The sequence below is a fragment of the Pseudoalteromonas sp. PB2-1 genome (genome assembly GCF_045040605.1).
GTDB lineage: Bacteria > Pseudomonadota > Gammaproteobacteria > Enterobacterales > Alteromonadaceae > Pseudoalteromonas > Pseudoalteromonas arabiensis.
Window position 1 is genome coordinate 84,742 of record NZ_CP090667.1, and the last position, 24,936, is coordinate 109,677.

The window sequence follows — 24,936 nt, forward strand, 5'->3', positions numbered from 1 at the left end:
CTTTTTTTAGCTTATCGAGTTATGTTTTATTTGCAAGCAAGCTGCGTCAAGCGAGCGGTAAATGGCGTTTGGTAAATGCTTGCTTTAATACCACCGTCGATTCGATATTAGCGATGCAGTTAATACTGCCTAATTTATGTTTCACAAAGCTTTCATAGCTTTCTAAATCAGCAGCAATAATCTTGAGTAGATAATCATAACTACCAGAAATAACAGAGCACTCAAGCACATGTTCAAGCTTCTCAACTTGTTGTTCAAATTGCTCAGCAGCGGCAACTGAGTTTTGGTTTAAGCGAACAAAGGCATACACAGAGACATTTAAATCAACCGCTTTAGGATTGATGGCAGCATGGTAACCACTGATCACATTTGCTGATTCAAGTTTTTTAATGCGGCGTAGGCAAGGGGTATCTGACAGGCTAACCGAGTGTGCCAGCTCTGAGACAGAAGTTCTTGCATTATCTTGTAGCGCATTAAGTAATTGTTGGTCTTTTTTGTCTAATTTCATTTTAATTTGAGTGATTTTCACTAATCTAGATGTATTCTAGTCTATATTTTGGCGATTAGCACTCATTGAACTCTGTTAACATTATCGCAATATAATTATTTTGGAGTGAGCCTGTGACTGAGAACACCAAGGCATTTGATAGCTGGCTTCGCACCCGTTTTGTTGAGCTCAATAGCGAACTAGAAAAACTATATTGGCAGCAAGACGATAAAGCGAATGTAGAGGGTGTCGGTGAGCACTTTAAACGTCAATTAGAGCAAGAAGGTAATGAGCATATCCGCACCTTACTAGCAGAGGGCAATACCGATGAAGGGTTTGACAACGCCTTTGATTTGTTGGGTAATGTTGGTCTGTATATGGCGGCATGCCGTCGACATGAGATCACTGAGCCTTCTCGTGAAACAAGCTCACCCCTTGTAGAAGCCTCTGCGCTGGCAATGCATATTGGTGCATCTATTGGTGTTACCCCACGTTTTGCAACGGCGCATTTAACCACGCACAATAAAGCGGTTGATGGTGTGTATAAGCGCTTTACTGACCTTGAAGATGAGAAAATCTTTATTGATTACAATACCAAGGGTATTTTAGCGTATAAGCGTGCGGCCGATGCTTTATTAAAAATTCAGCCGTTAGGTATATCGCACCCTATCGCGGCTGACTTACTGGCAGTAGCAAAGCAAGCGCTACTTGATGTGATTGAGTCAAATAATACGCTATACAACAAGCTCGACACAGACCGCTTTTTTTATTGTGTACGCCCATATTACAAGCCGTATCGAGTAGGTAAAGAGGTATATCGAGGTGCGAATGCCGGTGATTTTGCGGGCATTAATGTCATCGATTTATTACTTGGCCTTTGTTTTGCCAATGAACCGAGCTACTCGCAAATGTTGGTGGATAAATTCTTGTATATGATGCCTGAAGATCAGCAAATTTTGCGTGAAAGCATGCGCATGACAAGCATTATGGATGACTTTTTAGCGGCAGAAGCTGAGCGCGATAGCGAATGGTTACAAACTAACTTAAAGCTGTTTATTCAAGTGTGTAAATTGCATGGTGATACTGCAATTGGCCACCATAATCAATTGGTTAGTAAATACATTGCGCAGCCTTCAGAGCAAATGCAGCAACAACATATGGATAAAGTCACAGCCAGTGGGCCGCCTTTGCATGTGCTACTTAACTCACTTGAGCAGTTAAGGGATCGTCGTGCGGCAGCAAAGCGTGATGATATTCGCACTCGGTTTGATGATTTAACTAAGTTAAAACAGTGGATTAAGTAATGAACAAAGACGATTTTGTAATTCCACAAGGCAGCTATTTGCTTAACCACTCTGTTGGGCGACCATTGAAATCTGCTGAGCAGTATTTTCATCAGCAGTTTTTTGCAGCTTGGCAAAATGAAAATAAAGAACCATGGCAACAGTGGCTACAAGGTATTGAGGCGTTTACAAATAGTCTCGCTAAATTATTTAACTCACAAAGAGAGTTGTTTTGCCCCTAAGTGAACTTATCGAGCGGTTTAACCAAGCTCTTGATGTCGCACCCGCGACTTCAGCAAGAAAATTGCAAAGTGTTGATGGCCGAAAGTGACTTTCCAAGTATGGGTTTTGCAATGCAAAAAGCCCTACCTGAAAGTGCTGAAATTGTGTTTATTGGTAAACATGAAGATTTAACCGATGCGCAGGTTTGGCAGTCATATTTAGCGAATAATGAGATTGATTTAGTCTTTATTAGCCATGTTTATTCAAACACGGGCCAACAAGCGCCTATTCACGAAATTATAAATATCGCGAAGCAACACAGCACATTGAGTTTACTTGATATTGCGCAATCTGCGGGGATTTTAGAAGTCGACTTAACTAAGCTTGATGCCGATTTTATGTTGGGCTCGAGTGTAAAATGGCTATGTGGTGGGCCTGGTGCTGCTTATTTGTGGGTTAACAGTAAGCAGCTTTCACTTTGTCAGCCACAAGATGTTGGCTGGTTTTCTCATCAAAATCCGTTTGAATTTGATATTAAGCACTTTGCTTATCATCAAACCGCGTTGCGCTTTTGGGGTGGTACACCTTCAGTGGCGCCTTATATTTTGGCTTCGCATAGTATTAATTACTTTGCAGAGCTTGGTATTGAAAAAGTACGCGCACATAACTTAGCAATGCTCGCACAGTTTCATGATCAATTAGCTGATTATATGCGTTCACCAATACAGGCTGACAAATGCTCTGGAACGGCTATTATGCATTTTGGCGAGCAACAAGCGGCTGTTAAAGCTGCGCTTATTGCAGCGAATATTGCGGTTGATGAGCGTCATTTAGGCTTAAGGGTCTCTGCTCATATTTACAATGATCAGCAGGATATCGATACTTTTATCACGACTGTGAAAAGCGCTTTAAGTTGAGGGCTTGTCTGGCCTTTGCTTTGACTGAACGCCAATGGGTCATTGGTTTTTCGGGGACCAGCGCTAAAATTTGCTCAAAGTCGATGTCATCAATACTGACTTCGTTACTGTGAGCAAACATAATTCGTTTGGGTTGCAGCGTTTTAAGCATCAGCAAAGAGTTTAAATACAGCTTTGGGTAAAAAACAGGAAAGGGGGGCACGAGCTGTCCTTTTACTTTTACCAATAAATCAGCAATATAAATTCGCTCACTAGGAATATGGTACAGACTAATATCTCGGTCGGTATGACCTGGGCTATGTAGTGCTTGCCAATCCTCAAAGCCGGGTAGGGTTGCATCTGCCCCAAGGTAATAATCAGCATCTAGATGGCGGCTGTACCAAAGGTTGTGACGTTTTTTATTTAACCTACCAGCGACCCACCAAGCCAAAGCGATATCGGTTAAGTGCATTAAGAAACCATCAATGCCTCTATACCATTGTCCTGGGGCATTTGACGTGGCTATTTTAGCACCGCTTAACTTTCTTAATGCATGTGCTCCACCGGCATGATCTGGGTGCATATGGGTCACCACAACAAGCTTTAAGTCAGTGACAGGGCGCTTGAGTTGCTCGGTAATATAGTCAAAAACAGTATTCACATCAGCACGGCAACATCCATCAAGCAGCATTAATTTATCTTGATATTCAATTAAATAGATATTTTGAATATAACCCTCGAGCGTATGAATTTGCAAAACGATTGATCCCTAAACTTAATCAGCAAATCAGTTATATCATGTCTGACCAGTTTTGGTAAGCTAAGCTAATAGGATTGTGTGTCTCGCTCTTTGAGCTGCTTTTTGCTTTCTTCTAGCTGTGCTACTTGCTTTTCTAGGGTGGCGATTTGGTTTTTATAGTAAGCGTTAATACGTTCGCTTTGTTTGCTAATAGCATCGTCAATGGACGCTGCACCTAATCTGTTTGCCGCATCTTGCGTCATATTTTTGAGTTTATCGATGCGCTCACTTTGTTGTTTTTGTAGTTCTTTGAGCTCTAATTGGAGGCGGTCTATTTCGCGATCGGCTTTTTGGATTTTTAAATAATCCTCAACACTTAAGTCCGCTGGTTTTTGCGGCTGCTCTGTGGCTGGGATTTGATTACTTGCTGGTGGCGGTGCAATTTTCACGATTGCTGCATCTTTACCACAAGGCTGCTCGGTAAAGGTGGCAACCCCGTCAATCATACACTTATAAATAGTGGCTTGACTGTTGGCGCTGGCAAATAGAGCAAGAGTCACAAATACAAAACGAAACATAGCATCACTTTGTGTAGCAAATAGATACTTAGCATGCATGAAATATAATGAGGTGTGCAAGTTTTTCGGGCATAAAAAAACCGCTTAAAAGCGGTTTTTAATAATAAAATGGTGGAGAAGGAGGGATTCGAACCCTCGATAGAGCTACAAACCCTATACTCCCTTAGCAGGGGAGCGCCTTCGGCCACTCGGCCACCTCTCCAGCGCATAATTCTGATTGTAATTTGCTGAAATAAATCAACAAATAAAAATAAGTGGTGGAGAGATAGGGATTTGAACCCTAGAGGGGCTACAAACCCCTGCCGGTTTTCAAGACCGGTGCATTCGACCACTCTGCCATCTCTCCACATCGTGATGCGAGAATAATACTTAGCTGAATCGGCTGTGTAAATAGGAAAAAGTTTGTTTGCTTGTTTTTTGAGCGTAAAGAGAGGATTTTTTGTAAAAAGGTTTAATTATTTGCTGTTTTTAACTTAAAAGAAGGGGGTTGGGGCAGTAAACGGAGGAGCTAAAGAAGGATCTTCATTAGTGGTTGGGTGTTTACTGCACCGATAAAGTAACCATGGTTGGGGGTTACTTGTGTTGTACTGCGCCGCCAAGTGCTAGTTTTTTTCCGTAACGGTTTAACTTAGCAAGCATTTTTGCTTTTCTGTTAGTTGGTTTTACGGCAACATGAGTTGCTGCACTTTGATTGAGTGTATTAATCGGGTTCATTACTTTGCTCCAAGTTGTGTTTGGTTGAAAACATGGGTATTTTGCAACCAAACTGGACAAAAATAAAACGATAAAAATTGAGTCTATCGGATAACTTTTTTTAATCCGAATCTGCTTTATTAACAATGGGTTAAGTTTTCTTTTTTGCTATGGGTTGCATGGTTATGCAAGGTGTTTTTTTATTAACTTCAGGTATATAAAGAGTTTTTGTTTTATGTTGTTTTGTTTATGCGTTTTTAAATTTATAAAGTGACTAAATATTCAGATTAATATAATTTGAATGGGTGGCTATTTTTGCCCTGTCTGAAAAGAAGTAATCGCTGATGTTGATAATAATAAAGCCAAGCGACAAAAAAAATCATAAAAACAGTGTTGATTGGTTAATAAAAGAATGTAAAAAAAGACAGATCGAGCCTGAATTGTATTTAACCACAGGCAAGTTTGAGAATGATTGCGCTGATATTGCGCTTTTGGCTAAAAACCAAACTCAAGTCGTGGTGATTGGTGGTGATGGAACTTTACACTTAGCTGTTAATGCACTCATAGAGAGTGATTGTTCAATTGCGTTAATTCCTGCTGGCACAGGTAATGATTTTGCTCGAGGCTTTGCGTGTAAACAACAGGCTTGGTATGAAGCCGTTTTTAATAGCCGTACAGAGTTAATCGATATTGGGCAAATAAACCAGCGCTATTTTATTAATGTAGCGGGAATAGGCTTTGACGCTGAAGTGGTGGCTCAGCTAAATAAGACTGAAAGCTATGGTTCATTCGGCTATATTTGGCAGGGTGTAAAACAGCTGTTTTCATTTCAGGCTAAGCCTCTACACGCTGCGTTTAATGGTAAAGCACTCAACTACAGTAACTTAGTGACGATATTTGCCAATCATCAATATTTCGGTGGTGGTTTAAAAATCGCCCCAAAAGCACAGCTAAATGATGGTCAGCTTGACTGTTACTGCATGCCCGCAGATGGTTTGCTGAAAAACCTGCTCAGTTTTGTGTATTTACTACTGGTAAAGCATCATAGTTTGAAAAGGCTAGAATATTCACAACTAGTCAGTGCAGAAGTAACCACCCCTAGACAGCTTATTGAGGCAGATGGTGAGCTGGTGGGTTATACGCCTGCGAAGGTCAGTATTCACCCGCAAGCACTTCGTTTTCATGTGCCATAAAAAAGCGCCGGCAAAATTTGCCAGCGCTTGGTGTTAGAGGCGACATAGTCACTTCTAACTGGGGACGGAGCCTTTTTGCTGAATACTGCGAGCAGCAAAAAAAGCTTTAATCTGTTTTGTTGGTGTTAGCACAATGGCATTGCCAAATAAAACTAAGCTAAATCCGATAAAGGTGTTCGCTTGCCATTCGAATCCTTCAAATAAGGTACTTAGTACTACTGCAACCAGTGGGAATAATACGATCACATAACTTGCCCGTTCTGGGCCGATATTTTTTAGTAGTGCAAAATAACAAGCAAATGCGATAACTGTACCGAACACAGCTAAATAGAGCAGCGACACCCAATAACTTGTTGGAGCATTCAAGGTAAGCTCTACATCGCTTACTAAAACATAAGCAGCCAAGCCTAAAGCGCTATATAACATACCCCATGCGTTGCCTTGTAGTACGCCAATATTACGCTGAGAGTTTCGAACACTGACCATATTTCCCAATGAAGCCACAAAGGTTCCTGATAGCGCAAGTAGTAACCCGACCAACGCACCATTACTCAAGTTGAATTGCTGAATTTGTGGCCAAAACAAGCTAGCAATCCCCATCACTCCAAGAAGTGCACCAAAGTAAATTCGCTTGGCGATAGGTTTGGCAAAGAATAACCGTGTATTGATGATATTCATCAATAACAGCATGGAAAAAGCAATCGATGCCATGGCTGAAGTGAGGTAATTTTGTGCCCAATATAAAACAAGATAGTTTAAACCAAAGTTGAATAATGCCAGTAAAGCGAAAAAGCTATGATCACGCAGTGAATATTGCATAGGTAGCTTTTTTATCAGTACGAAAGCCCACATTAAAACGGCTGCAATAGCAAAGCGATAAAACAAGGAGATTTCAACGGCAACATCGCCTAGTTGAAACTCAATCGCTAGCCAAGTTGACCCCCAAATTAGTACCGTGACAAGGTAAAGAGCGGCACTTTTCATAGTTAGTACTCAAAAGTTTAAAGTATGTTCATTTTAGGCCTCTTCTGTATACTTAACATATACAGAAAACTAAAAATATAACCTATACAGTTTGGTGTCCGATGTCACAAGTGATCAGTCGCAGTAATAGTGAGTTTTTATATCAACAGGTGATTCAGCTAATAAGAGATCTTTGCTCACAAGGGTCGCTATTACCTGGAGAGAAGTTACCGTCGCTGAGAAAAATGGCTGATAAGTTAAATGTAAGTATCCCAACAGTGAAACAAGCTTATCAACTTTTAGAAGGGCAAGGGTTGATAGAAGCCAAAGAAAAGTCAGGATACTTTTTAAAGTCTTCTCAATTAAATCAATCGCGGCCGAAACGAGTGAAGCTAAGTCGCGAGCCAATGATGGTGAATAAGCAAGGCTTGATTGAGCAAGTTTATAGTGCCATACATAAAGCCAATGTTGTGCCATTCGGTATTGCAAACCCTATTGCAGCAGCACCTACAGATAAAGCGCTAGCACGAACAATGCGACGTGTAATGACACTGGCTGGCGCATCGGCAATTAACTACGGCCCAATGGATGGGTTTGCACCGTTGAAAAAGCAATTGATCCATCGCTATTTAGACTTTGGTATTGGTGTTGATAGTGATGAATTGGTGATCACCAATGGCGCACAAGAGGCATTGGCAATAGCACTTAAATGTGTCGCTAAAGCTGGCGATATCATCGCCATTGAATCACCTTGTTATTTTGGCATTATTGAATTGATTGAAAGCTTAGGCTTAAAAGCGTTGGAAATCCCGCTGTGTCCTGATGAAGGGATTTGGCTAGATGACTTGGCGCAAGCACTCGATGAGCATGATATCAAAGCGTGTGTTTTTTCAACGTCGTTAAATAACCCCGTTGGTAGTTTTATGCCAGAGACTAAACGCGAGCAGTTAGTGACTCTTTTAGAAGAGCGTAACGTTGTGCTCATAGAAGATGATGTTTATGGCGATCTACATTTTACTGCTAAACGTGCTACGCCAGCGCAAGCTTATTCAAAAAAAGGCTTAGTGATCACCTGTGCGTCGTTTTCAAAAACGGCTGCACCAAGTTATCGTATTGGTTGGATCATTGCGGGCAAGTTTGCAGAGCAAGCAAGGCGTTATAAACGTGCTCTGAGTTGCTCTGCGCCACTCATTAATCAATGGACTCTGTATGAGTTTATCGCCAGTGGTGAGTACGATCGTAATCTGCGTTTGTTGAGGCAGCGCTTGAGTACAAATAAAGAACGTATGATTTGGTGCTTACAGCAATATATGCCAAGTTGTGCGCGCATTAGTAACCCGCAAGGTGGCTGTGTGATTTGGATTGATCTTGGGGGGCAGTATGATGCGGTAAAGTTATTCCATTTAGCGTTAGAGGCGGGGATCAGCATTACTCCAGGGTTAATATTTTCAGCAGGTAAAAAATACCGCAGCTGTTTTCGCTTAAGCTATGGTTTACCTTGGTCTGAGCATTTAGAACACGCAATTAAAACCTTGTCACAGCTCACAGTATTAGCCAAAAAATAAAAAGCGCAGAGCAGGCTCTGCGCAAAACCAAGTGCGTTGGTTCAGGGATATCTTACTCAGCATGCTGTTTAAATGTGAACAGCTGGTACTCTTTTAATTCAGGTACTAAAGCGACGAGCTCTTGCTCTTTATGGGCAATATCTGCAAAACTGCCACAGAGTGCATCGGCACGCTCTTCTAGTTGTGCGGCTTGAGTTTCTACGCGTGCTTCGATTTGTTCACCCATGTTTTCCATGCGCTGTTCAAAAGCATCCATATCACCACCTGAGCCGATTAGTTCAGAGCCAAGAGCAACTAAAATGCTGCCCATTGATTGCATCATGGCTGACTCAACCGCTGATTCGATTTGCTCATCAAACTGATTTTCAAAGTTTTGGCCAAACTTTTCGAAATTTTGCTGACCCATAGTGAATGCACCTTGTTGATAGAAAGCGTTCTGCACTTCTACGCTGATGTCATCCATTAATTCAGAGATGTCGTTTAGGCCGTCAATGTTAAAAGCATTAGCAACTTCTTCGATTGCTACACCTGCGATTTTTACCCCATCAAGCGCGATGTTTGCCACCTCAGGGAGTTGGCTGCGTAAGCTGTCGGAATAAGCGGCAATAGCCGCTTGTTGTAAGGCATTGAGTGATACGCTTTCACCATCAATATATAAATTATTTTGGTTGATGATTTTCATAGTACGATTATCGGCTGTGTAAACTTCTAATTCGCTTGGCGTGATACGAACATCATTTTTAAATTCAACATCGCATTGCTCACCGCTAAATGAAATATTTGTAACATTATCGTTATGAGCCATAGCCGTTGTGGCGATAAATAAAGAACTTGCTAACAATAACTTTTTCATTTTTTTCTTTCCTGTTTGAAATGACAGAATTTAGTTATCAAATAGAGTGCCAAACTTTTAAAGTTATTTAATATCAATAGTTTGCTTGTTTTTGTTTATTTTGGGAAAAGAAATAGAAATAAAATTTTAACCATTTTTTGGTCAAATTAACCAAAAAATTCATATGCATAAATGAGTTTTATCGAAACGATAAAAAACTCTCACTTTTCAGAAATCGAATTTAGCGCTATTTATTCACAATATTGACATATCACCTATTTAGCATGGGGGTATGGCTTTATTTTGGTAGTTTTTAGGTACTAAATTACTACTGAGCTTTTTAAACTTTGCTAATTCATGGAACAAATTTAGAACCGTTGAATTGGTCTCAAACACTTTATGGAGTGGGTTGTGGGTAAGACATTTAGTTATGACGCGCTAGATGACGATTTTGTTGAAGACGAGTACGAAATGGTCGGGCGTAATCAACACGACAAGAAAAAGCAACGCGTTAAGAAGAAGTTGGAAGACTATCTTGAACAAAAACGCTTGCGAAGAAACTTAGGTGAAGATGATTTTGATGATTATTTGAACGACTAAGTATAAATTTAGATAAAGAGGCGCTGCGCCTCTTTATTGCTTTTTGACGTACGTTTTATTTATGTAATGCCGCGACAATGGTTGATTCTATTTGTTCTGGTTTTGTTAGTGGTGCAAAGCGTTTAATGGCTTTACCATCTTTGCCAATTAAAAACTTGGTAAAGTTCCATTTTATTTTGCGGGTGATAAAGCCTGGCAATTCGGACTTTAGATGTCGAAAAACGGGGTGTGCGTGTTCGCCGTTTACATCAACTTTGCTCATCATTAAAAAGCTGACACCATAGTTGATTAGACAGCCCTCTTTTATTTCTTTAGCATCACCAGGTTCTTGCTTACCAAATTGATTACAGGGAAAACCTATAATGACTAAGCCCTTATCATGGTATTTTTCATGTAGCTTTTGGAGCCCTTCATACTGTGGAGTAAAACCGCACTCACTGGCTGTGTTTACCACGAGCACAACCTTATTTTCAAAGTCAGAAAAGTCGATAGTTTGGCCTTGAAGGCTAGTAGCAGAAAGTTGGTAAAATTCGCTCATAATGATAACTTTTTATTATTGTTACACTGATTCTAACGTGCTTGAGATTTTTCTAAAAGCGTAAATTTTAATCAGCGAATGCATCGGTTAAATGCTCTATCAATAAACGTACGCGAAATGGTAATAGATCTTTACGAGGGTATACTAGCCAAGATGCATTATCGCTGACTTGAAACTCATCAAGTACACTTACTAATTGGCCATTATTCAAATAAGGTTCAACAATATCTAGAGCAAGGTGTGCAATACCAACACCCGCAACAGCGGCACTTAAAATAGCTTGTGGGTGGTTGCTACGCCAATTACCATCAATGCGAACCTCTTTAATTTGATTATCAATATTAAATCGCCAGCGCTTTCGCATAGTAATTAAACAATTATGCTCAGTGAGATCAAAAGGTGTTTTAAGAGCAGGGTGATTAGCTAAATACTCTGGGCTTGCAACGAGTGTCATTACGCGTTTACAGAGTGGTCGTGCAATTAAATTTGAGTCTTGCATTCTGCCAAAGCGAATGGCTAAGTCAAAACCTTCTTCAACTAAGTTAACGTTACGACTATTAAAGTCGAGATCGACTTCAACCTCAGGGTAGCGTTTGACAAACTCTGCGACTTTGGGAGCGACTTGGTTTGCTACAAATTCACCTGCGCCAGTAATACGTATTAGGCCTTTTGGTTGGCGTTGTTCACCCTGTAGTTGGTTGTTTGCATCAATCAATTCTTGGCGTATTGCTTTTAATTTTACTGCGTATTCACGCCCTGCATCAGTAAGGTTGATTTTACGTGTGGTGCGTTGAAATAATACCGAACCTAAACGACTTTCCAACTGTTGTACTTGCCGACTTATATGTGAGGTTGATACTTCCATAGCCTTGGCTGCATGTGTAAAGCTGCCATGCTCAACGACATATAAGAATTCTTCCAAGCCTTGCCACATTTTCGATCCTTAGGGTGCTGCATCAAATTAAGACTATTTTATGCTGATTATTGTTGCATGTCTGCAAAAGTGATTATTTATTTTCATCCTTTATCCCTATATGAAAATAACTACAATAGTCGTGTCACTGATTAATACTCACAAATATGAGAGCGTAAGCATGTTAAATTTTAGCTTTGAGAATCCAACCAAAATTCATTTTGGTGAACAACAAATCAAAGAGATTCAAAATGAGATCCCAAAAAATGCCAAAGTACTAGTTACTTATGGCGGCGGCAGCATTAAGAAAAATGGTGTGTATGATCAAGTTAAAGCTGCATTAAGCGAGCATACTTGGTTTGAGTTTGCCGGTATTGAACCAAACCCTAGCTACCAAACATGTATGAAAGCAGTCGAACTAGTTAAAGAGCAGCAAATTGACTACATCCTCGCGGTTGGTGGTGGTTCTGTGGTTGATGGCAGCAAATTTATCGCAGCTGCAGCTGAGTTTGTTGGCGAACCATGGGATATTTTAGCAAAAGGCGCTGAAGTAAAGTCAGCTGTGGCACTTGGCGTTGTTTTAACCTTACCTGCCACGGGTTCGGAATCGAACACCTTTAGTGTGGTATCAAACTTAGAGACGCAAGATAAACTGCCGTTTGCCAGTGAGTTTGTGCGTCCTCGTTTTGCTGTGCTCGACCCTGCTGTGACATTCTCATTACCTGAGCGTCAGATAACGAATGGTATTGTTGATGCGTTTGTACACACAATGGAGCAATACCTAACATATGATGTGGGTGCCAAGTTACAAGATCGCTTTGCTGAAGGGATTTTAATGACGCTTATCGAAGAAGGCCCTAAAGCATTCTCTGAACCCGATAACTATCAAGTGCGCGCTAATATTATGTGGTCAGCGACGATGGCACTCAATGGCCTAATAGGAGCTGGCGTCCCGCAAGACTGGGCAACTCACATGATAGGTCATGAAATGACTGCTGTGTATGGTTTGGATCACGCACAAACATTAGCGATTGTATTACCACGTATGATGGCAGAGCAAAAAGACACTAAGCGTGACAAGTTATTGCAATATGCTGAGCGAGTATTAGGCCTTGATATTAAAGATGAAGATTCAGCAATTGATAACGCGATAGCTGCAACAGAAGCATTTTTCCACAGTGTTAAAATGCCAACTCGTTTAAGCGATTACGAGTTGGATGAAAGTGTTGCCGATAAACTTGTGGCTCAGCTTGAACGTCATGGTATGACGGCTCTTGGTGAGCGCGAGCAAGTTACGCTTGAGAAAAGCCGCGCGATTTTACTTGCAAGTGTCTAACTTAAGATTATAAATAATCCCATCCCTGCCAGTGTTGTGTAGTAAATATTGTGTGTTTTATAAGCCACAATAACGGCTATGACTGCAGCACTTAGGTAGGGATTTTGCCAATCTAGATTTATCCCTTCGTCATTAATAAACACAATGGGTACCCAAATTGCAGTAAGTACTGCAGGGGCACTAAAACTTAAAAATTGCTGCATTTTCGGGCCGACTTTAAACGGTAGCGCGCGGTGTAAAAATAAGTAACGGCTGAAGAAGGTGATACACGCCATCAATAAAATAGTCGTCATCATTGTGCGTGCTCCTCTTTTACTTGCCAGCGACTAATTACATAACCCACCGTCATAGCGATAAGGGCCGCTGTGACTAGCCACAGCTGAAAGCCTTGGCTTTTTAATAGCGTTGCGACAGCACCTGCGGTGATCACGGTCGCTAAGGTAGCAAGGTTCTTTACACCAGGAATAACTAAAGCAATAAAGGTGGCTGCGATGGCAAAATCAAGGCCAAGATTTGTTAAATCGGGGAGTAAGCTTCCCGCGACTATGCCTAGCAGGGTCCAAATATTCCACGCAATATAAAAACTAAACCCAGCACTTAAAGCATAAATAAGGCGTACTTTTGTTCGATAGGCTTTGCGATGGTGTGAGAAAGCAAATAATTCATCAGTGAGAACAAAACTAACAGGAAGTCGCCAACGAAAAGGCTGATCGATGACCTTGTGGCGCACTGCTAAGCCATATAAAAAGTGCCGTGAGCTAATAATGAGTGTGGTAAACAAAATAGTTAAAAGCGGTGTATTGCCGGCTATTAATTCTATGGCGACCAACTGCGCAGACCCTGCAAATACCAGTAACGACATTGCTTGTGTTTCAAATGCGCTAAAACCATTTTGAATTGCTAAAGAGCCACATAAAATCCCCCAAGGTAACACCGCAAGGCATAAGGGGAGCATGTCGAAAAATCCTTTTAGCAAGGCTCTTAGAATGGGTTTTTGCATCTTATCGCTCTTGTTTGTTGTTATGGCTCAGATCAAAACACCTATTATTGGAGTGTGTCAAAATCGTCGAAGTTTGCAATAATATACATTTCTTAGGGAGGGTTACAATGTCTAAAGTCAAAGTATGGGATGGCTTTATAAGAAGTTTCCATTGGTTGTTGGTTGCGGCTATCGCGACACTTTATTTTAGTGCCGAAGAGGGCATGCTTGAGCTGCACTTTGCAGCAGGGTATTTCACCCTTGCATTGCTAGTTACTCGTCTTATCTGGGGTATTATTGGTAGTAAAACTGCGAGGCTATCAGCACTTATTCACTCTCCTGTTGCTGCGATTAAGTCGTTCACGAGTAGTGAACATAAAGCGGGTCATGGTGCGGCTGGTAGCTATATGGTGATAGCCTTTTTTGCTCTGCTTATCGTGCAGTTAACTTCTGGCTTAATGACGAGTGACGATATATTAACGGATGGTCCGTTAGTAGCGCATGTATCCTCAGATACCGTGGAGTTTGCAGGTTGGTTGCATCATCTTAATTTTGATATTTTGTTGTATGCCATTGTATTGCATGTTTTGGCGATTGTTATTTATCGTATAAAGGGTAAGAACTTAGTAAAGCCTATGCTTACGGGCAGTAGCGATCAAATCTCAGCCACGGAGCCTGTGACTAAATCACCCGTTATCGCATTCGTTATTTTTGCCGTGTGCTTAGTGTTGCTATTTACGACTTGGGGGGCAGAGCCACTCAGTTATCTGCTAGGGTAGCTATCTTAAGGCATTAAAAAAGGCGCTAATAAGCGCCTTTTTAGTTTAAGTTTTAACTAGTCTTTGAATGATTTATGGCAATCTTTACAACCTTTAGCCCACGCGCCGAATGCTTTACCAATCACTTTTTGGTCGCCACTTTGTGCAGCAACGGCTAGTTCGTCAGCATACTGTTGGAAAGCCACTGCTTTTTTCATGAAAGTTTCGTTGTCACTCCAAACAGCTGCAAGTGCAGATGTATCGCCCTTATCAGAACCCGCTACGAAAGCTTCCCAAGGCATTTTTGATAGCGCAGCTGCATTGTTTGCACGCATCTGAAAACGTTCTGCATCAAAAGGTACTTTTCCTTTTAGCATATCGCCCATGTCACCAATTTGTACGCGGATCATTGAAAATGCAGCTTGGCGGTATTCGATAGCGTCACTTGGCTCTTCAAATACAGAGTTTGCCGATGCGCTAAGTGCCATAGTCGACAGTATTGTACCTAATACTAATTGTTTTAATTTCATTCCTTTTGCCCCTTAGATGTCAGAAAGATAAATTAACCGAGTTTTATCTCAGCTAAATAGATTATTCAAGTGTAATGCGGTTAATCTTAACTTAAGTTTAATCTAGGGCGTATTTACCTTTGTAGATTAAAATTTGTTCACTCTAGGGGCGATTTAATCGCGGCGCGAGATTTGTAACCTAGTGGACTAAGTAAAAATCGAGCAACAAAGAGTTAATCGCCCCTAGGAAGAACCCGAAGGGCAGCGCGTGTTTGGCATTGATGCTGCGTTATCGCCTATTTATGTGGAGCAACCACACTACATAGGCTCTGCCTTGCCTAAATACCAAACACACTGCTGCAAAATTAATCATAAAAGGTCAATACGCCCTAATCATTTATATCTATATCTGCGAAGATCATGCCACGGCGCATACTTCGTGTTGCTAAGAAAACTTCACCTAGCAATGATAAAAAGGCAAAAATCAGTAACGCCATTGCAGCAACGAAGCAGCTGGCAATCGTCACACTTAAGTTAATAGATTGAATGTGTGAGAGAAACAAACACATGACCACAGCACAAACGAGTAGGGCACTAAGCACACTTAAGCTAAATGCAATATGGATGCAGCGCGAGCGTTTCAGCAAGGCTCTTAATTCGGTCGTTAACGATAGATTAAAGTCCTCATCAGTACTTACTTTTAGCTTACGCTCAAGCTGTCTTGCGCGGTCAGTAATGCGTGCAAGGCGATTAGATAAAACCCCTAGTGTTGCCGCAATACCAGTAATTAAGAAAACGGGGGCTACGGCTGTTTGGATTACCTTTGCCATCGTTAAAATGTTAATGACGTCTGAGTTCATTTTATCTCGCCTTGCGTTTAAAAAGACAATATTCGTTTACAAACATTTACAACTTACTGTTTTTTATAAAAATATTTTAAAAACAATGGGTTTGAAATAATGTTGTGTCTATTTTTGTGGTTATTGTAATCATAGTGTAATTATTTTGTTGTTCCTGTTTGTCGTCCCGTTTTATATTGATGCCGAAACTCAGTTTCAATCACTGTCAAAACGATAACATAACATATCCTAGGGGACCCTATGTCAAATAATCTAATAAAAAGAACGACAGTCGCACTCGCTGTGGCAAGTGCGATGTGCGCAAGTGCTCAGGCAAATGATTTTGCTAAGTATAACTTAGCAGGAAAAAAACTAATTAAGCCAGTCGCTGTTACCAAACAAGAACGAAACGTAAAAGGTGAGGCAACAAGTTGGTTGGTTAAGCTAAAAGCCCCAGCAGCCATTAGTGCAAAAACTATGGGGGCTGATATTGCTTCAGTACAAGCGGTTGCTAAAACAGCGCAAGCATCTGTAGAAAGCTCTATCGAGAGTATGGGGTTACCTGTACACGTTGTAGCTAAAACATCAACGCTTGTTAGTTCTGTAGTTGTCAATGGTAGTAAGCAAGATGTCGCCATGCTTTTATCGAACCCTCAAGTCGAAGAGATATACCCTGTTTATGACTATGAGCTACATGTTGCGGATAGTGCTGATTATATAGAGGCAACACCACTTGTCTCGAATGGTCTAGCGACAGGTGAAGGTGTTCGTGTTGCTGTACTTGATACCGGTATTGATTATACCCATACGGCATTTGGCGGTGAAGGTACCGATGCAGCCTATGCGGCAGCGACGGCAGATCCAACAAGCGTTGATTGGCCACAGGGTAAAGTGTTAGGTGGCTATGATTATATAAATAATGATGCTGATCCGATTGATGTAACAACTAACCATGGTACCCATGTATCTCACTCAGTGAATGGTATTGCGCCTAATGTGGACTTATTTGTTTACTCTGTTTGTGCGGCTAATTGTCCTGGCTTAGCGCAATTACAAGCATTAGAAAGCGCAATGGACCCGAATGGTGATGGTGATATCTCTGACCGTGTAGATGTAATTAATATGTCTTTAGGTGGTGATTATGGTGATGTTGCCAATGATGCTGTGGGCTTATTTATAAATGAGGCTGTAAAGCTAGGCACAAATGTTGTTATCTCTGCTGGTAATGATGGTGCATATCCATTTATTGTTGGTGGTCCTAGTACAACTGAAAATGCACTTTCAGTGGGTGCAATGACTCACCCTACTGAACCTGATAATGTGTTCAATAATCTAGTAAATGGTGTCCAAGTTGAAACAGGTCTTGCTTCATTTGGTAACACGGATGCGTTTGAATTGACCAGTGAAGACTATGAATTGGTTCACCCAAGTGATAACGCAACGGCATGTGTGGACTTTGCTGAAGATATTGATTTCACAGGTAAAGGCGTCATTATTGATCGTGGTGCATGTGGTTTCTCTGCGAAGGCATTGCGAGCACAGCAACGCGGGGCTGCTTTTGTCATTATTGCAAATAATGCTGAAGGAAGCGCACCTGGCATGGCTGCAGGCCCAGAGGCAGACCAAGTAACTATTCGTGTACTATCTGTAACTCAAGAAGTCGGACGACAGTTAAAAGAGCAGCTAGCGGCAGGTGAGCAGCCTGAATACCAATTTCAACTTGAAAAGCTAGTTCTTACAGGAGCAATAGCTGATTTTACGTCTCGTGGTCCATCAATGGGAGGCTTACTTAAGCCTGAGATTACTGCCCCTGGTGTGAATATAATGACAGCGCAGCCTGGACTTGGTGATGGGTTAACTGGCGTATCAGGTACATCTTTCTCAGGACCTATTACCGCAGGTGCTGTGAGCCTCTTAAAAGAAGCACAACCAGAGCGCAATGCGTTAGAGCTTAAAGCGACACTAATGAATACAGCAAATTTAGATGTCACCATGGAGCCTCGTGCAATAAACCCAGATGCTGAACTTGCTCCAATTAGCTATATCGGCGCAGGCTTAGTTGATGTTAATAAAGCTGCTAACTTACCTGTTGCTGCATGGGCTGCTGATACTAAGCAGGCGGCACTTTCATTTGGCCTAGTTAACGCTTCTGAGACTGTTGAGCTAACAAAAACTATTCAAGTTAAAAACTTCTCGAACGAAGTGAAAGTATATTCGTTATCACTTGAGCAGCGTTATCAAAATGACATAGAGCGTGGTTCATTCTCATTAGAGTACCCTGAAACCATCACCGTGCCTGCTGGTCAAACAATGTCATTTGATGTGACGGCAACAATTGACCCTGCTACGTTGCCTGAATGGACATTGACAGACGATAATATTGGTTCGCAAGCGACAACAGCAGATCTAACCAACTTAGAGTTAGATGGTGCGTTAGTTTTCTCTGATGGCGGCGAGCCTGCTTTCCACTTGGTCTATCACGTATTACCAAAAGCGAATGCTGCCATGAGCTTTACACCCGTTGAAACTGAAAGTGGTGTAGCGCATCAGTTGACTAATACAGGCGCGACAACGTTAAACCCCGTTTTTGCACCAACAGTGATGACTGATGAGATTGATGAAGCGCATCGCTTTGATCTAGTCGGTGCATCGATTGAAACATTCCCAGTAACCGCTGATATCTGTGAAAGTGGTTATGTGACTTTAACAACGGTTATTTTGAATGAGGGAATTACACATTCATACGTCGCGGGCTTAATGGCTGACTTTGACCTTGATCAAGACGGTACATACGATGTAACAGTACAAAATGGTAAGCTTGAATGGTTCTTTGACGACATAGAGCCAGGCACAGCAATCACTTTCACTCATGGTTATGGCAGTTCGTCTGGTCAGTTGGATAATATCTTTCAAATTATCGGTAATAATCATCTAACTTTACAAAGCTGTTTAGACGCATTTGGTTTAACAGCGGATGATCTAGGCAATGTAACTGCAAATGTTCGTTTTAGAACAGAAGAAGAGTTGTGGACACCACTGGCAACAAACCAAGGTGATGTTGCAATGGGAACTTATACATTCAGTGATGCGTCTGAAAATGTCTACGCGGCTTTAACAGATGAAGCGGGGAATGCCGTCAGTTCATTAGCGCCTGGCGAGTCTGCAACTATGTTTAATGCAGGAGCTGATTTCTTAATTTTATCTGACTCAGGTTCGCAAGCATATGTTGCTACTCCGCAAAGTGATGCTAACACCTCGCCTGTTTTAGCGGATGCTGAGTTCTCAGTGGATGAAAATGCAGAGAATGGTACGGTAATTGGCACCCTAGAAGCTAGTTTTGGTGCAGACCTTGCTAACCCTATTTCTGAGTTTATTGTTTTAAGCTCTACTTCTACAGCTGTTTCAGTCACTTCCGAAGGTGACGTTGTCGTGATGCAACAAGAAGTCTTAGATTATGATGCAGGAATGACCGCCATTGAACTTGAAGTGGTTGTCAGTGATAAGTCTGGCAATATCTCGGAGCCCGCCATGGTAACTGTACTTGTTAATAACCTTGCAGATGAAGCATCGGAGATGCCAGTAGAACCTGCGCCTTCAGCAAATAGATCGCGTTCATCGGGTTCACTTGCATGGTTAGCTTTGTTAGCTGCGCCGTTTGCATTTGTGCGTCGTCGTAAGCAAAAGTAGATAATCAATACGTTTATATAAAGGGAGCTGCGGCTCCCTTTTTACATTGCTTCACAAAGCCTACTTATATCAGGAGTTAATTTTACTTATATTAAAGTCGGGATAAAAAAATAACTCAGGAACCCTATGAAAATTAGTCACTCTCTTTACTTGTTAGCTATACCACTTGCTATCGTTGCGGCGTGTAACAAAATACCGAGTTCTGTAAACGAGTCCAGCTCATTTTCAGCTGCAGATAAAGTAAACACCTTGGCACCTGTAGCCAAAAAAATACCTCATGAGATGACTATTCACGGTGATAGCAGAGTTGATAACTATTATTGGATGCGTGACGATACTCGCACTGACCCACAGGTTCTTGCCCATTTAGCAGCTGAAAATAGTTATGTAGAAAAAATGATGGCTCATACAAATGCTTTACAAAATAAGTTATTTGAAGAGTTGAAAGGACGTATTGAAAAAGATGATGAATCAGTACCCATAAAAAAGGGAAGCCACTATTATTTTTCACAAACTCATGGTGATAATGAATACCCTGTTTATATACGAAGTACTGATAAGCAAGGACAGCATCAGCAGGTTATTTTAGACGTAAATAAGCTTGCTAAAAATCATGATTATTTTGCAATAACAGGACTTGATGTAAGCCCAAATGGTGCTTTATTAGCCTATGGTGAGGATACGTTGAGTCGGCGTATATACACTATAAAAATTAAGGATTTGACAACCAATCAATTATTGCCGGATACAATTGAAGGCAGCGAAGGTGATGTTGTTTGGGCGAATGATAATAAAACCTTTTATTATATTAAAAAAGACCCGCAAACCTTATTGGGATATCAAGTTTTTCGGCACAGGTTAGGCACGTCTCAAGCGGATGATGAGCTCGTATATGAAGAGCTGGACATGAGCTATTACACCAGTATTGAGAAGAGCAAAGATCACCAAGAGATTTATATCAAGCATAGTAGCACGAGTGCTTCTGGGGTGTCGGTTATTGATGCAAACGATATCAGTGCCATGCCAAAACGTTTAATTCCACGTGAAACAGGACTCGAGTATGACATTAAGAAATTAGGTGACTGGTATTACATAGTCACTAATTTAAACGCCGTAAACTTTCAGTTAATGAAAGTGCATCGTGAACAAGCTCAGGATAAAGCGAAGTGGCAAACGCTGATTGCTGGGCGCGAAAATATAAAGCTGGAAAGTATTGAGTTATTTAATCATCACTTGGTATACGAAGAGCGCACAATGGGGCAGACCTCTTTAATTGTTCGTGATTTACGTGATCAGCAAGAACAAGTGATTGCCTTTAAGGATCCGACATATACGGTTTCTAGCTATGGTAACTATGAGCTAGATAACCCTAACTTACGTGTTTACTACTCAAGTATGACCACGCCAAGTACAAGTTACGATATTAATTTAGAAAACGGTGAAAAAACGCTTCTCAAGCAGCGCAAAGTGTTAGGTGACTTTAATCCAGATAACTATATATCTGAGCGGGTGTATGTGACAACGCGAGATGGTGTCGATGTACCTGTGAGCCTCGTTTATCGTAAAGATAAGTTTGATAAAAACGGTACTAACCCGTTATTACAGTATGGCTATGGTTCGTATGGTGCGACGATGGATCCAAGTTTTTCGAGTTCGCGACTAAGCTTGCTTGATCGCGGTTTCGTGTTTGCAATTGCACATATCCGCGGTTCACAAATGCTCGGGCGCCCATGGTACGAAGATGGCAAGTTGTTACACAAGAAAAACACATTTAACGATTTTATTGATGTGACAGAATCTCTAGTTGCACAAAAGTATGGTGACAAAAATAGCATTTTTGCCATGGGGGGCAGTGCAGGTGGCTTGTTAATGGGGGCGATAGTAAACCAAGCGCCAGAACTTTATAAAGGAGTGATTGCAGCTGTTCCTTTTGTTGATGTTGTAACAACGATGCTTGATACCAGCTTACCGCTCACGACCAATGAATATGATGAGTGGGGTAACCCAAATGATAAAAAGTATTATGACTATATGTTGTCATATTCACCTTATGATCAAGTGAAGCAACAAGCCTATCCAAATATGTTGATCACAACGGGGCTACATGACTCACAAGTACAATATTTTGAACCGGCAAAATGGGTGGCTAAATTGCGTGAGCTGAAAACGGACAACAATGTATTGTTATTCAAGACCGATATGGAAGCAGGACACGGTGGTGCGTCAGGGCGGTTTAAAAGTTTAGAAGATACCGCACTGTATTATGCGTTTATGCTTGATTTGGCAGGTATCAAACAATAATCAATATACGCACCAGTGGGTGATTCGACCTTAAACTGGTGCATGCTTCGTTAAGTTAAAGCGAAATTGGGTCCCCTTACCCAGGGTACTGTGTACTTCAATATCACTATTCATTAGTTTAAGTAGCTGTTTGCAAATAGCTAAACCAAGTCCACCTTGGCCTCGTTTAATACTATTACGTGCTTGGTAGTGAGGTTCGAAGATTGCCGTTAACTCATCAGCGTGAATGCCTACACCCGTGTCAGAGACTGAGACAAATACTTGTTCGTTGAGTTGAGACACTTCTACAGTGATTAATCCTTTGGAGGGGGTATGGCGTATCGCGTTTTCTATAAGGTTAGTCAGTACACGCTCTAGTTTGGCAATATCTGCTGTCACTGGAAAGTCACAAATTTTGGGAGTGACTTTTATTGTCACCCCAGCTGCTTCAGCGTTTAATGCTAATTTGGCGACACAGTCGTAAATTAATTCGCCAAGATTAAACGTTTCCGTTTTTATCTTTACTTGGCCACACTCTAAATTAGCCAGTTCAAAAATTTGTTCAATTAACAACTTTAATTGCTGGCAATTATCCATTGCAAGGCTGAGATAACGTTGTTGCTCGTGCTCACTCAGATGGGGGTGTGGTTTTTTTATAACCTCAAGAAAACCATGTAATGAAGCCAGTGGCGTTCTTAAATCGTGTGATAAATGAGTAAGTAATTCTCGGCGTTGTTTATCGATTTGCTGCAAAGATTTAAATTGCTCATCAATACGAGATAGCATGCCATAAATTCCCTTACTTAAGTTGCCAATTTCGTTATTCCCCATATAGCTCGGACTAAGCGCCATTTCTGTGAGGCTGTAGTTGGCTGCTTTTATTCGGCTGACCTCTTTATTTAATTGCTTAAGTGGTGAGGTGAAAAAGCGAAATAACAACAACATAGTGATAAATAGCGCGACCATAGCTGCTACAAACCACATTGCCCCTAGCCAAACTGGGTTATCACGTTTGACCTCGTTCAGCGTTGCATCAAAAGCTTGACCACCAATGATCATATACAAGTAACCTTGTAGCTTTTGTTGATTGTAGACAGGTGCAGCAGAGAATATTTTTTGACCTTCAACGTTACGCGGGTCGTCACCATAAATAGGTGTAGAGCTAGGCTGTGCAATTAACTTTTTTATTGGGCTTAGGCTTATTTTCTGTCTCACTACTTTGCCTGGTTTGGCCGAATAGGTCAGCAAATTACCTTCAGGGTCTACAAAGTAATATTCGAAAGCAGGTCCCAACACCATTAAGGTATGAAATAAGTTTTCTAACGCTTTATAGTCATACACACCTTGTTTTATTAATGGATTATCGTTTACAAGGTGCTCAGCGAGGTGGATGTGTAATTGCTGCTGTGCTTGGTGCTGAGAATGTTGTTCAAGCTTTTTACTCCAATTAAATATAAGCGCACACAACAGGCTAAAAATAATGACTAGTGACCAAGCTAGTTTTTGGTAAAGGGTCATCGAAAACATCATTGTATATTTAACTGCCCTGGATTTAATCTATAACCGACACCCCATACTGTTTCTATAAATAGAGCACGATGGTACTGTTCAAACTTATTGCGAAGGCGATTGATATGGGAATTAACGGTATGCTCGTAACCACTGTGTTGGTACCCCCAAACTTGATCAAGTAGCTGCTGGCGGCTGAAAACATGGTTAGGATGCTTTGCAAAGTGTACCAGTAAATCAAACTCTGTCGCGGTTAAGTTGACGGCTTGATTTGCTAAGTAAGCTTGATGACTCGAAAACTCTATGTGTAAGGCTCCGAGCTGAAGTTGTGCTTCATCGGGTTTCTTTTTTATAGAGGATTGAGCAATAAGTAATTGTTCTCGGTGACGTAATTGAGTTTTTACTCTCGCTTGTAATTCTCTTGCAAAAAACGGTTTACAAATATAGTCATCTGCACCCATTTCTAAACCAATAACTCTATCCATGTCACTGCTCAAAGCGGTAAGTAAAATAACCGACACTGTGGGGTAGTGTTCTTTAATTTTGCGGCATAAACTTAAACCATCCATTTGCGGTAAATTTATATCTAATATAACAAGCCCATAATCATTGCTTGCTAGTTTTTTTAATGCTGATTCAGCAGAATCGGCTTCATCAATATGTAAATTTAGGTTGCTAAGTTGAGTTATTACAAGTTGACGTATAGCACGGTCATCTTCAACAATTAAAAGTTTTTCTGGGCGCATAGTCTTGTCCAAATCGCTAAGGCACTTCCTTATGCCCTTAGCGCAAGTGAGTGCTATGTTATTGCGTCCGCGTAATGACAACTTGAGTCAATGGGTTATCAAACTTATGTTGACTACTAAGTACAGAGCTACTTAGACCATCATGTTGACTAACGACACCTGGGTGCATAGCCACATAGTTAACATCATTACGCTCTTCATTAAACCCTTCGCCTGAATCAGCTGGTCCAGGAATTGTCCCTGCGGCTTCTGAATTAGCCTCTGTTCCAGCATCATAAGCAAATGTAGTAAAAGTCAGCGCTTCATCGACAGCTAACGAAGACACATCTATTGCATTAAGACCGGTAAATGCATCATTTGTATTCACCAGCATGGTTGCTAAGCTTATTTTTAATGAATCTAGTTGCTCTGTTGTGAGTGATAATGTTACCTGACTACCTGGCGGTAGAGGCGCATCGGCAGATGCAACTGCGGTTGCAAAATCAACCGCTAATAGGTCGCTGTTGTTTCCTCCTTCGGCCATTACCTCAAGCGCTGTCGATGCAGGGCTACCAATTTCCCAAAGCATGTTTTTGGTATGAGAAATCACAGCAATTGGCGATAATGGTTGTGCAGCAGTTAAGTTACTTACTTGTATTGTAAATTCGTATGTAACGACTGGGCTAACAACGGGAGGTGACACGACTTCAGGTGGAGTCTCTGAGCGATTATTATTTGAGTCACCACAGGCCGCAAGGCTGGCGCCGAGCGCAATGATGATCAAGCTTTTTGTTAAACGAAGCATAATAGCT

At 41.2% G+C, this 24,936-nt stretch carries 23 protein-coding genes, 2 tRNA genes and 1 pseudogene; 9 read left to right on the plus strand and 17 right to left on the minus strand.

The window, feature by feature from the left end:
* Positions 1-46: 46 nt before the first annotated feature.
* Positions 47-508: an Lrp/AsnC family transcriptional regulator gene (locus L0Z67_RS00425; RefSeq protein WP_062569435.1), complete on the minus strand. Its 462-nt coding sequence runs from the start codon at positions 506-508 to the stop codon at positions 47-49.
* Positions 509-621: 113 nt separating this feature from the next.
* Here L0Z67_RS00425 and L0Z67_RS00430 point away from each other — a divergent pair, with 113 nt between their 5' ends.
* Positions 622-1,791, plus strand: coding sequence for a monodechloroaminopyrrolnitrin synthase PrnB family protein (locus L0Z67_RS00430; RefSeq protein WP_193988087.1), 1,170 nt, complete (start codon positions 622-624; stop codon positions 1,789-1,791).
* Positions 1,791-2,909 (plus strand): annotated as a pseudogene (locus L0Z67_RS00435) (aminotransferase class V-fold PLP-dependent enzyme). Before L0Z67_RS00430 ends, L0Z67_RS00435 begins: the two are co-directional and overlap by 1 nt.
* On the opposite strand, the gene L0Z67_RS00440 reads toward L0Z67_RS00435, so the two are convergent.
* From L0Z67_RS00440 to L0Z67_RS00460, 5 genes are all read right to left on the minus strand, one after another.
* Positions 2,881-3,645 (minus strand): MBL fold metallo-hydrolase, encoded by a 765-nt coding sequence (locus L0Z67_RS00440; protein WP_062569438.1) that lies wholly within the window; start codon positions 3,643-3,645, stop codon positions 2,881-2,883. The pseudogene L0Z67_RS00435 and the gene L0Z67_RS00440 sit on opposite strands and share 29 nt — an antisense overlap.
* A 68-nt stretch (positions 3,646-3,713) precedes the next feature.
* Positions 3,714-4,205 (minus strand): DUF4124 domain-containing protein, encoded by a 492-nt coding sequence (locus tag L0Z67_RS00445; RefSeq protein ID WP_062569439.1) that lies wholly within the window; start codon positions 4,203-4,205, stop codon positions 3,714-3,716.
* A gap of 109 nt (positions 4,206-4,314) precedes the next feature.
* Positions 4,315-4,407: transfer RNA gene (locus L0Z67_RS00450), tRNA-Ser, on the minus strand.
* Between the two features lie 53 nt (positions 4,408-4,460).
* A tRNA-Ser gene (locus L0Z67_RS00455) sits at positions 4,461-4,551 on the minus strand.
* 227 nt (positions 4,552-4,778) lie between these two features.
* Positions 4,779-4,919: a hypothetical protein gene (locus L0Z67_RS00460; protein WP_165381466.1), complete on the minus strand. Its 141-nt coding sequence runs from the start codon at positions 4,917-4,919 to the stop codon at positions 4,779-4,781.
* A gap of 323 nt (positions 4,920-5,242) precedes the next feature.
* Here L0Z67_RS00460 and L0Z67_RS00465 point away from each other — a divergent pair, with 323 nt between their 5' ends.
* Positions 5,243-6,091, plus strand: a complete 849-nt coding sequence (locus L0Z67_RS00465; RefSeq protein WP_062569440.1) for a diacylglycerol kinase family protein — start codon at positions 5,243-5,245, stop codon at positions 6,089-6,091.
* A 54-nt stretch (positions 6,092-6,145) separates the two neighbouring features.
* Here the strand turns inward: L0Z67_RS00465 and L0Z67_RS00470 are convergent, their stop codons facing one another.
* Positions 6,146-7,075: a DMT family transporter gene (locus L0Z67_RS00470; protein WP_062569441.1), complete on the minus strand. Its 930-nt coding sequence runs from the start codon at positions 7,073-7,075 to the stop codon at positions 6,146-6,148.
* Between the two features lie 101 nt (positions 7,076-7,176).
* Here L0Z67_RS00470 and L0Z67_RS00475 point away from each other — a divergent pair, with 101 nt between their 5' ends.
* Entirely contained in the window at positions 7,177-8,619 is a 1,443-nt protein-coding gene (locus L0Z67_RS00475) for a PLP-dependent aminotransferase family protein (RefSeq protein ID WP_267135681.1), read from the plus strand.
* Between the two features lie 52 nt (positions 8,620-8,671).
* Here L0Z67_RS00475 and L0Z67_RS00480 read toward each other — a convergent pair whose 3' ends face one another.
* On the minus strand, positions 8,672-9,472 hold the full coding sequence (locus L0Z67_RS00480; RefSeq protein WP_405128343.1) for a YggN family protein: 801 nt from the start codon (positions 9,470-9,472) through the stop codon (positions 8,672-8,674).
* Positions 9,473-9,862: 390 nt separating this feature from the next.
* On the opposite strand from L0Z67_RS00480, the gene L0Z67_RS00485 reads away from it, so the two are divergent.
* Positions 9,863-10,051, plus strand: a complete 189-nt coding sequence (locus L0Z67_RS00485; protein ID WP_083515317.1) for a PA3496 family putative envelope integrity protein — start codon at positions 9,863-9,865, stop codon at positions 10,049-10,051.
* Between the two features lie 55 nt (positions 10,052-10,106).
* Here L0Z67_RS00485 and L0Z67_RS00490 read toward each other — a convergent pair whose 3' ends face one another.
* Both L0Z67_RS00490 and L0Z67_RS00495 read right to left on the minus strand, forming a co-directional pair.
* Complete coding sequence (locus L0Z67_RS00490; protein ID WP_130150266.1) at positions 10,107-10,589, minus strand: glutathione peroxidase; 483 nt, start codon at positions 10,587-10,589, stop codon at positions 10,107-10,109.
* A 67-nt stretch (positions 10,590-10,656) separates the two neighbouring features.
* Positions 10,657-11,523 (minus strand): LysR family transcriptional regulator, encoded by an 867-nt coding sequence (locus L0Z67_RS00495; protein ID WP_193988094.1) that lies wholly within the window; start codon positions 11,521-11,523, stop codon positions 10,657-10,659.
* A 160-nt stretch (positions 11,524-11,683) separates the two neighbouring features.
* Here L0Z67_RS00495 and L0Z67_RS00500 point away from each other — a divergent pair, with 160 nt between their 5' ends.
* Positions 11,684-12,838: an iron-containing alcohol dehydrogenase gene (locus tag L0Z67_RS00500; protein WP_237114663.1), complete on the plus strand. Its 1,155-nt coding sequence runs from the start codon at positions 11,684-11,686 to the stop codon at positions 12,836-12,838.
* Here L0Z67_RS00500 and L0Z67_RS00505 read toward each other — a convergent pair.
* Positions 12,835-13,134 carry an AzlD domain-containing protein gene (locus tag L0Z67_RS00505; protein WP_405128344.1) on the minus strand — a complete coding sequence of 100 codons (300 nt, stop codon included), beginning with the start codon at positions 13,132-13,134 and terminating at the stop codon, positions 12,835-12,837. The two genes, L0Z67_RS00500 and L0Z67_RS00505, sit on opposite strands and share 4 nt — an antisense overlap.
* Positions 13,131-13,838 carry an AzlC family ABC transporter permease gene (locus L0Z67_RS00510; RefSeq protein WP_237114665.1) on the minus strand — a complete coding sequence of 236 codons (708 nt, stop codon included), beginning with the start codon at positions 13,836-13,838 and terminating at the stop codon, positions 13,131-13,133. The genes L0Z67_RS00505 and L0Z67_RS00510 overlap by 4 nt, the downstream gene beginning before the upstream one ends.
* A gap of 107 nt (positions 13,839-13,945) precedes the next feature.
* Here L0Z67_RS00510 and L0Z67_RS00515 point away from each other — a divergent pair, with 107 nt between their 5' ends.
* Complete coding sequence (locus L0Z67_RS00515; protein WP_062569449.1) at positions 13,946-14,596, plus strand: cytochrome b/b6 domain-containing protein; 651 nt, start codon at positions 13,946-13,948, stop codon at positions 14,594-14,596.
* Positions 14,597-14,652: 56 nt separating this feature from the next.
* Here the strand turns inward: L0Z67_RS00515 and L0Z67_RS00520 are convergent, their stop codons facing one another.
* Both L0Z67_RS00520 and L0Z67_RS00525 read right to left on the minus strand, forming a co-directional pair.
* Positions 14,653-15,105: a cytochrome c gene (locus L0Z67_RS00520; protein ID WP_193988106.1), complete on the minus strand. Its 453-nt coding sequence runs from the start codon at positions 15,103-15,105 to the stop codon at positions 14,653-14,655.
* A gap of 368 nt (positions 15,106-15,473) precedes the next feature.
* Entirely contained in the window at positions 15,474-15,944 is a 471-nt protein-coding gene (locus L0Z67_RS00525; protein WP_062569451.1) for a DUF2721 domain-containing protein, read from the minus strand.
* Positions 15,945-16,184: 240 nt separating this feature from the next.
* Here L0Z67_RS00525 and L0Z67_RS00530 point away from each other — a divergent pair, with 240 nt between their 5' ends.
* Positions 16,185-19,610, plus strand: a complete 3,426-nt coding sequence (locus tag L0Z67_RS00530) for a S8 family serine peptidase (protein WP_237128299.1) — start codon at positions 16,185-16,187, stop codon at positions 19,608-19,610.
* Positions 19,611-19,736: 126 nt separating this feature from the next.
* Positions 19,737-21,911, plus strand: coding sequence for a S9 family peptidase (locus L0Z67_RS00535; RefSeq protein ID WP_405128345.1), 2,175 nt, complete (start codon positions 19,737-19,739; stop codon positions 21,909-21,911).
* A gap of 30 nt (positions 21,912-21,941) precedes the next feature.
* Here L0Z67_RS00535 and L0Z67_RS00540 read toward each other — a convergent pair whose 3' ends face one another.
* The 3 genes from L0Z67_RS00540 to L0Z67_RS00550 are packed head-to-tail and all read right to left on the minus strand — an operon-like array spanning position 21,942 to position 24,929.
* Complete coding sequence (locus L0Z67_RS00540; protein ID WP_228074381.1) at positions 21,942-23,408, minus strand: HAMP domain-containing sensor histidine kinase; 1,467 nt, start codon at positions 23,406-23,408, stop codon at positions 21,942-21,944.
* An 8-nt stretch (positions 23,409-23,416) separates the two neighbouring features.
* A complete protein-coding gene (locus L0Z67_RS00545) occupies positions 23,417-24,145 on the minus strand; it encodes a response regulator transcription factor (RefSeq protein WP_062569454.1) in 729 nt (242 codons plus the stop codon).
* Positions 24,146-24,203: 58 nt separating this feature from the next.
* Positions 24,204-24,929 carry a spondin domain-containing protein gene (locus tag L0Z67_RS00550; RefSeq protein WP_405128346.1) on the minus strand — a complete coding sequence of 242 codons (726 nt, stop codon included), beginning with the start codon at positions 24,927-24,929 and terminating at the stop codon, positions 24,204-24,206.
* Positions 24,930-24,936: the final 7 nt, after the last annotated feature.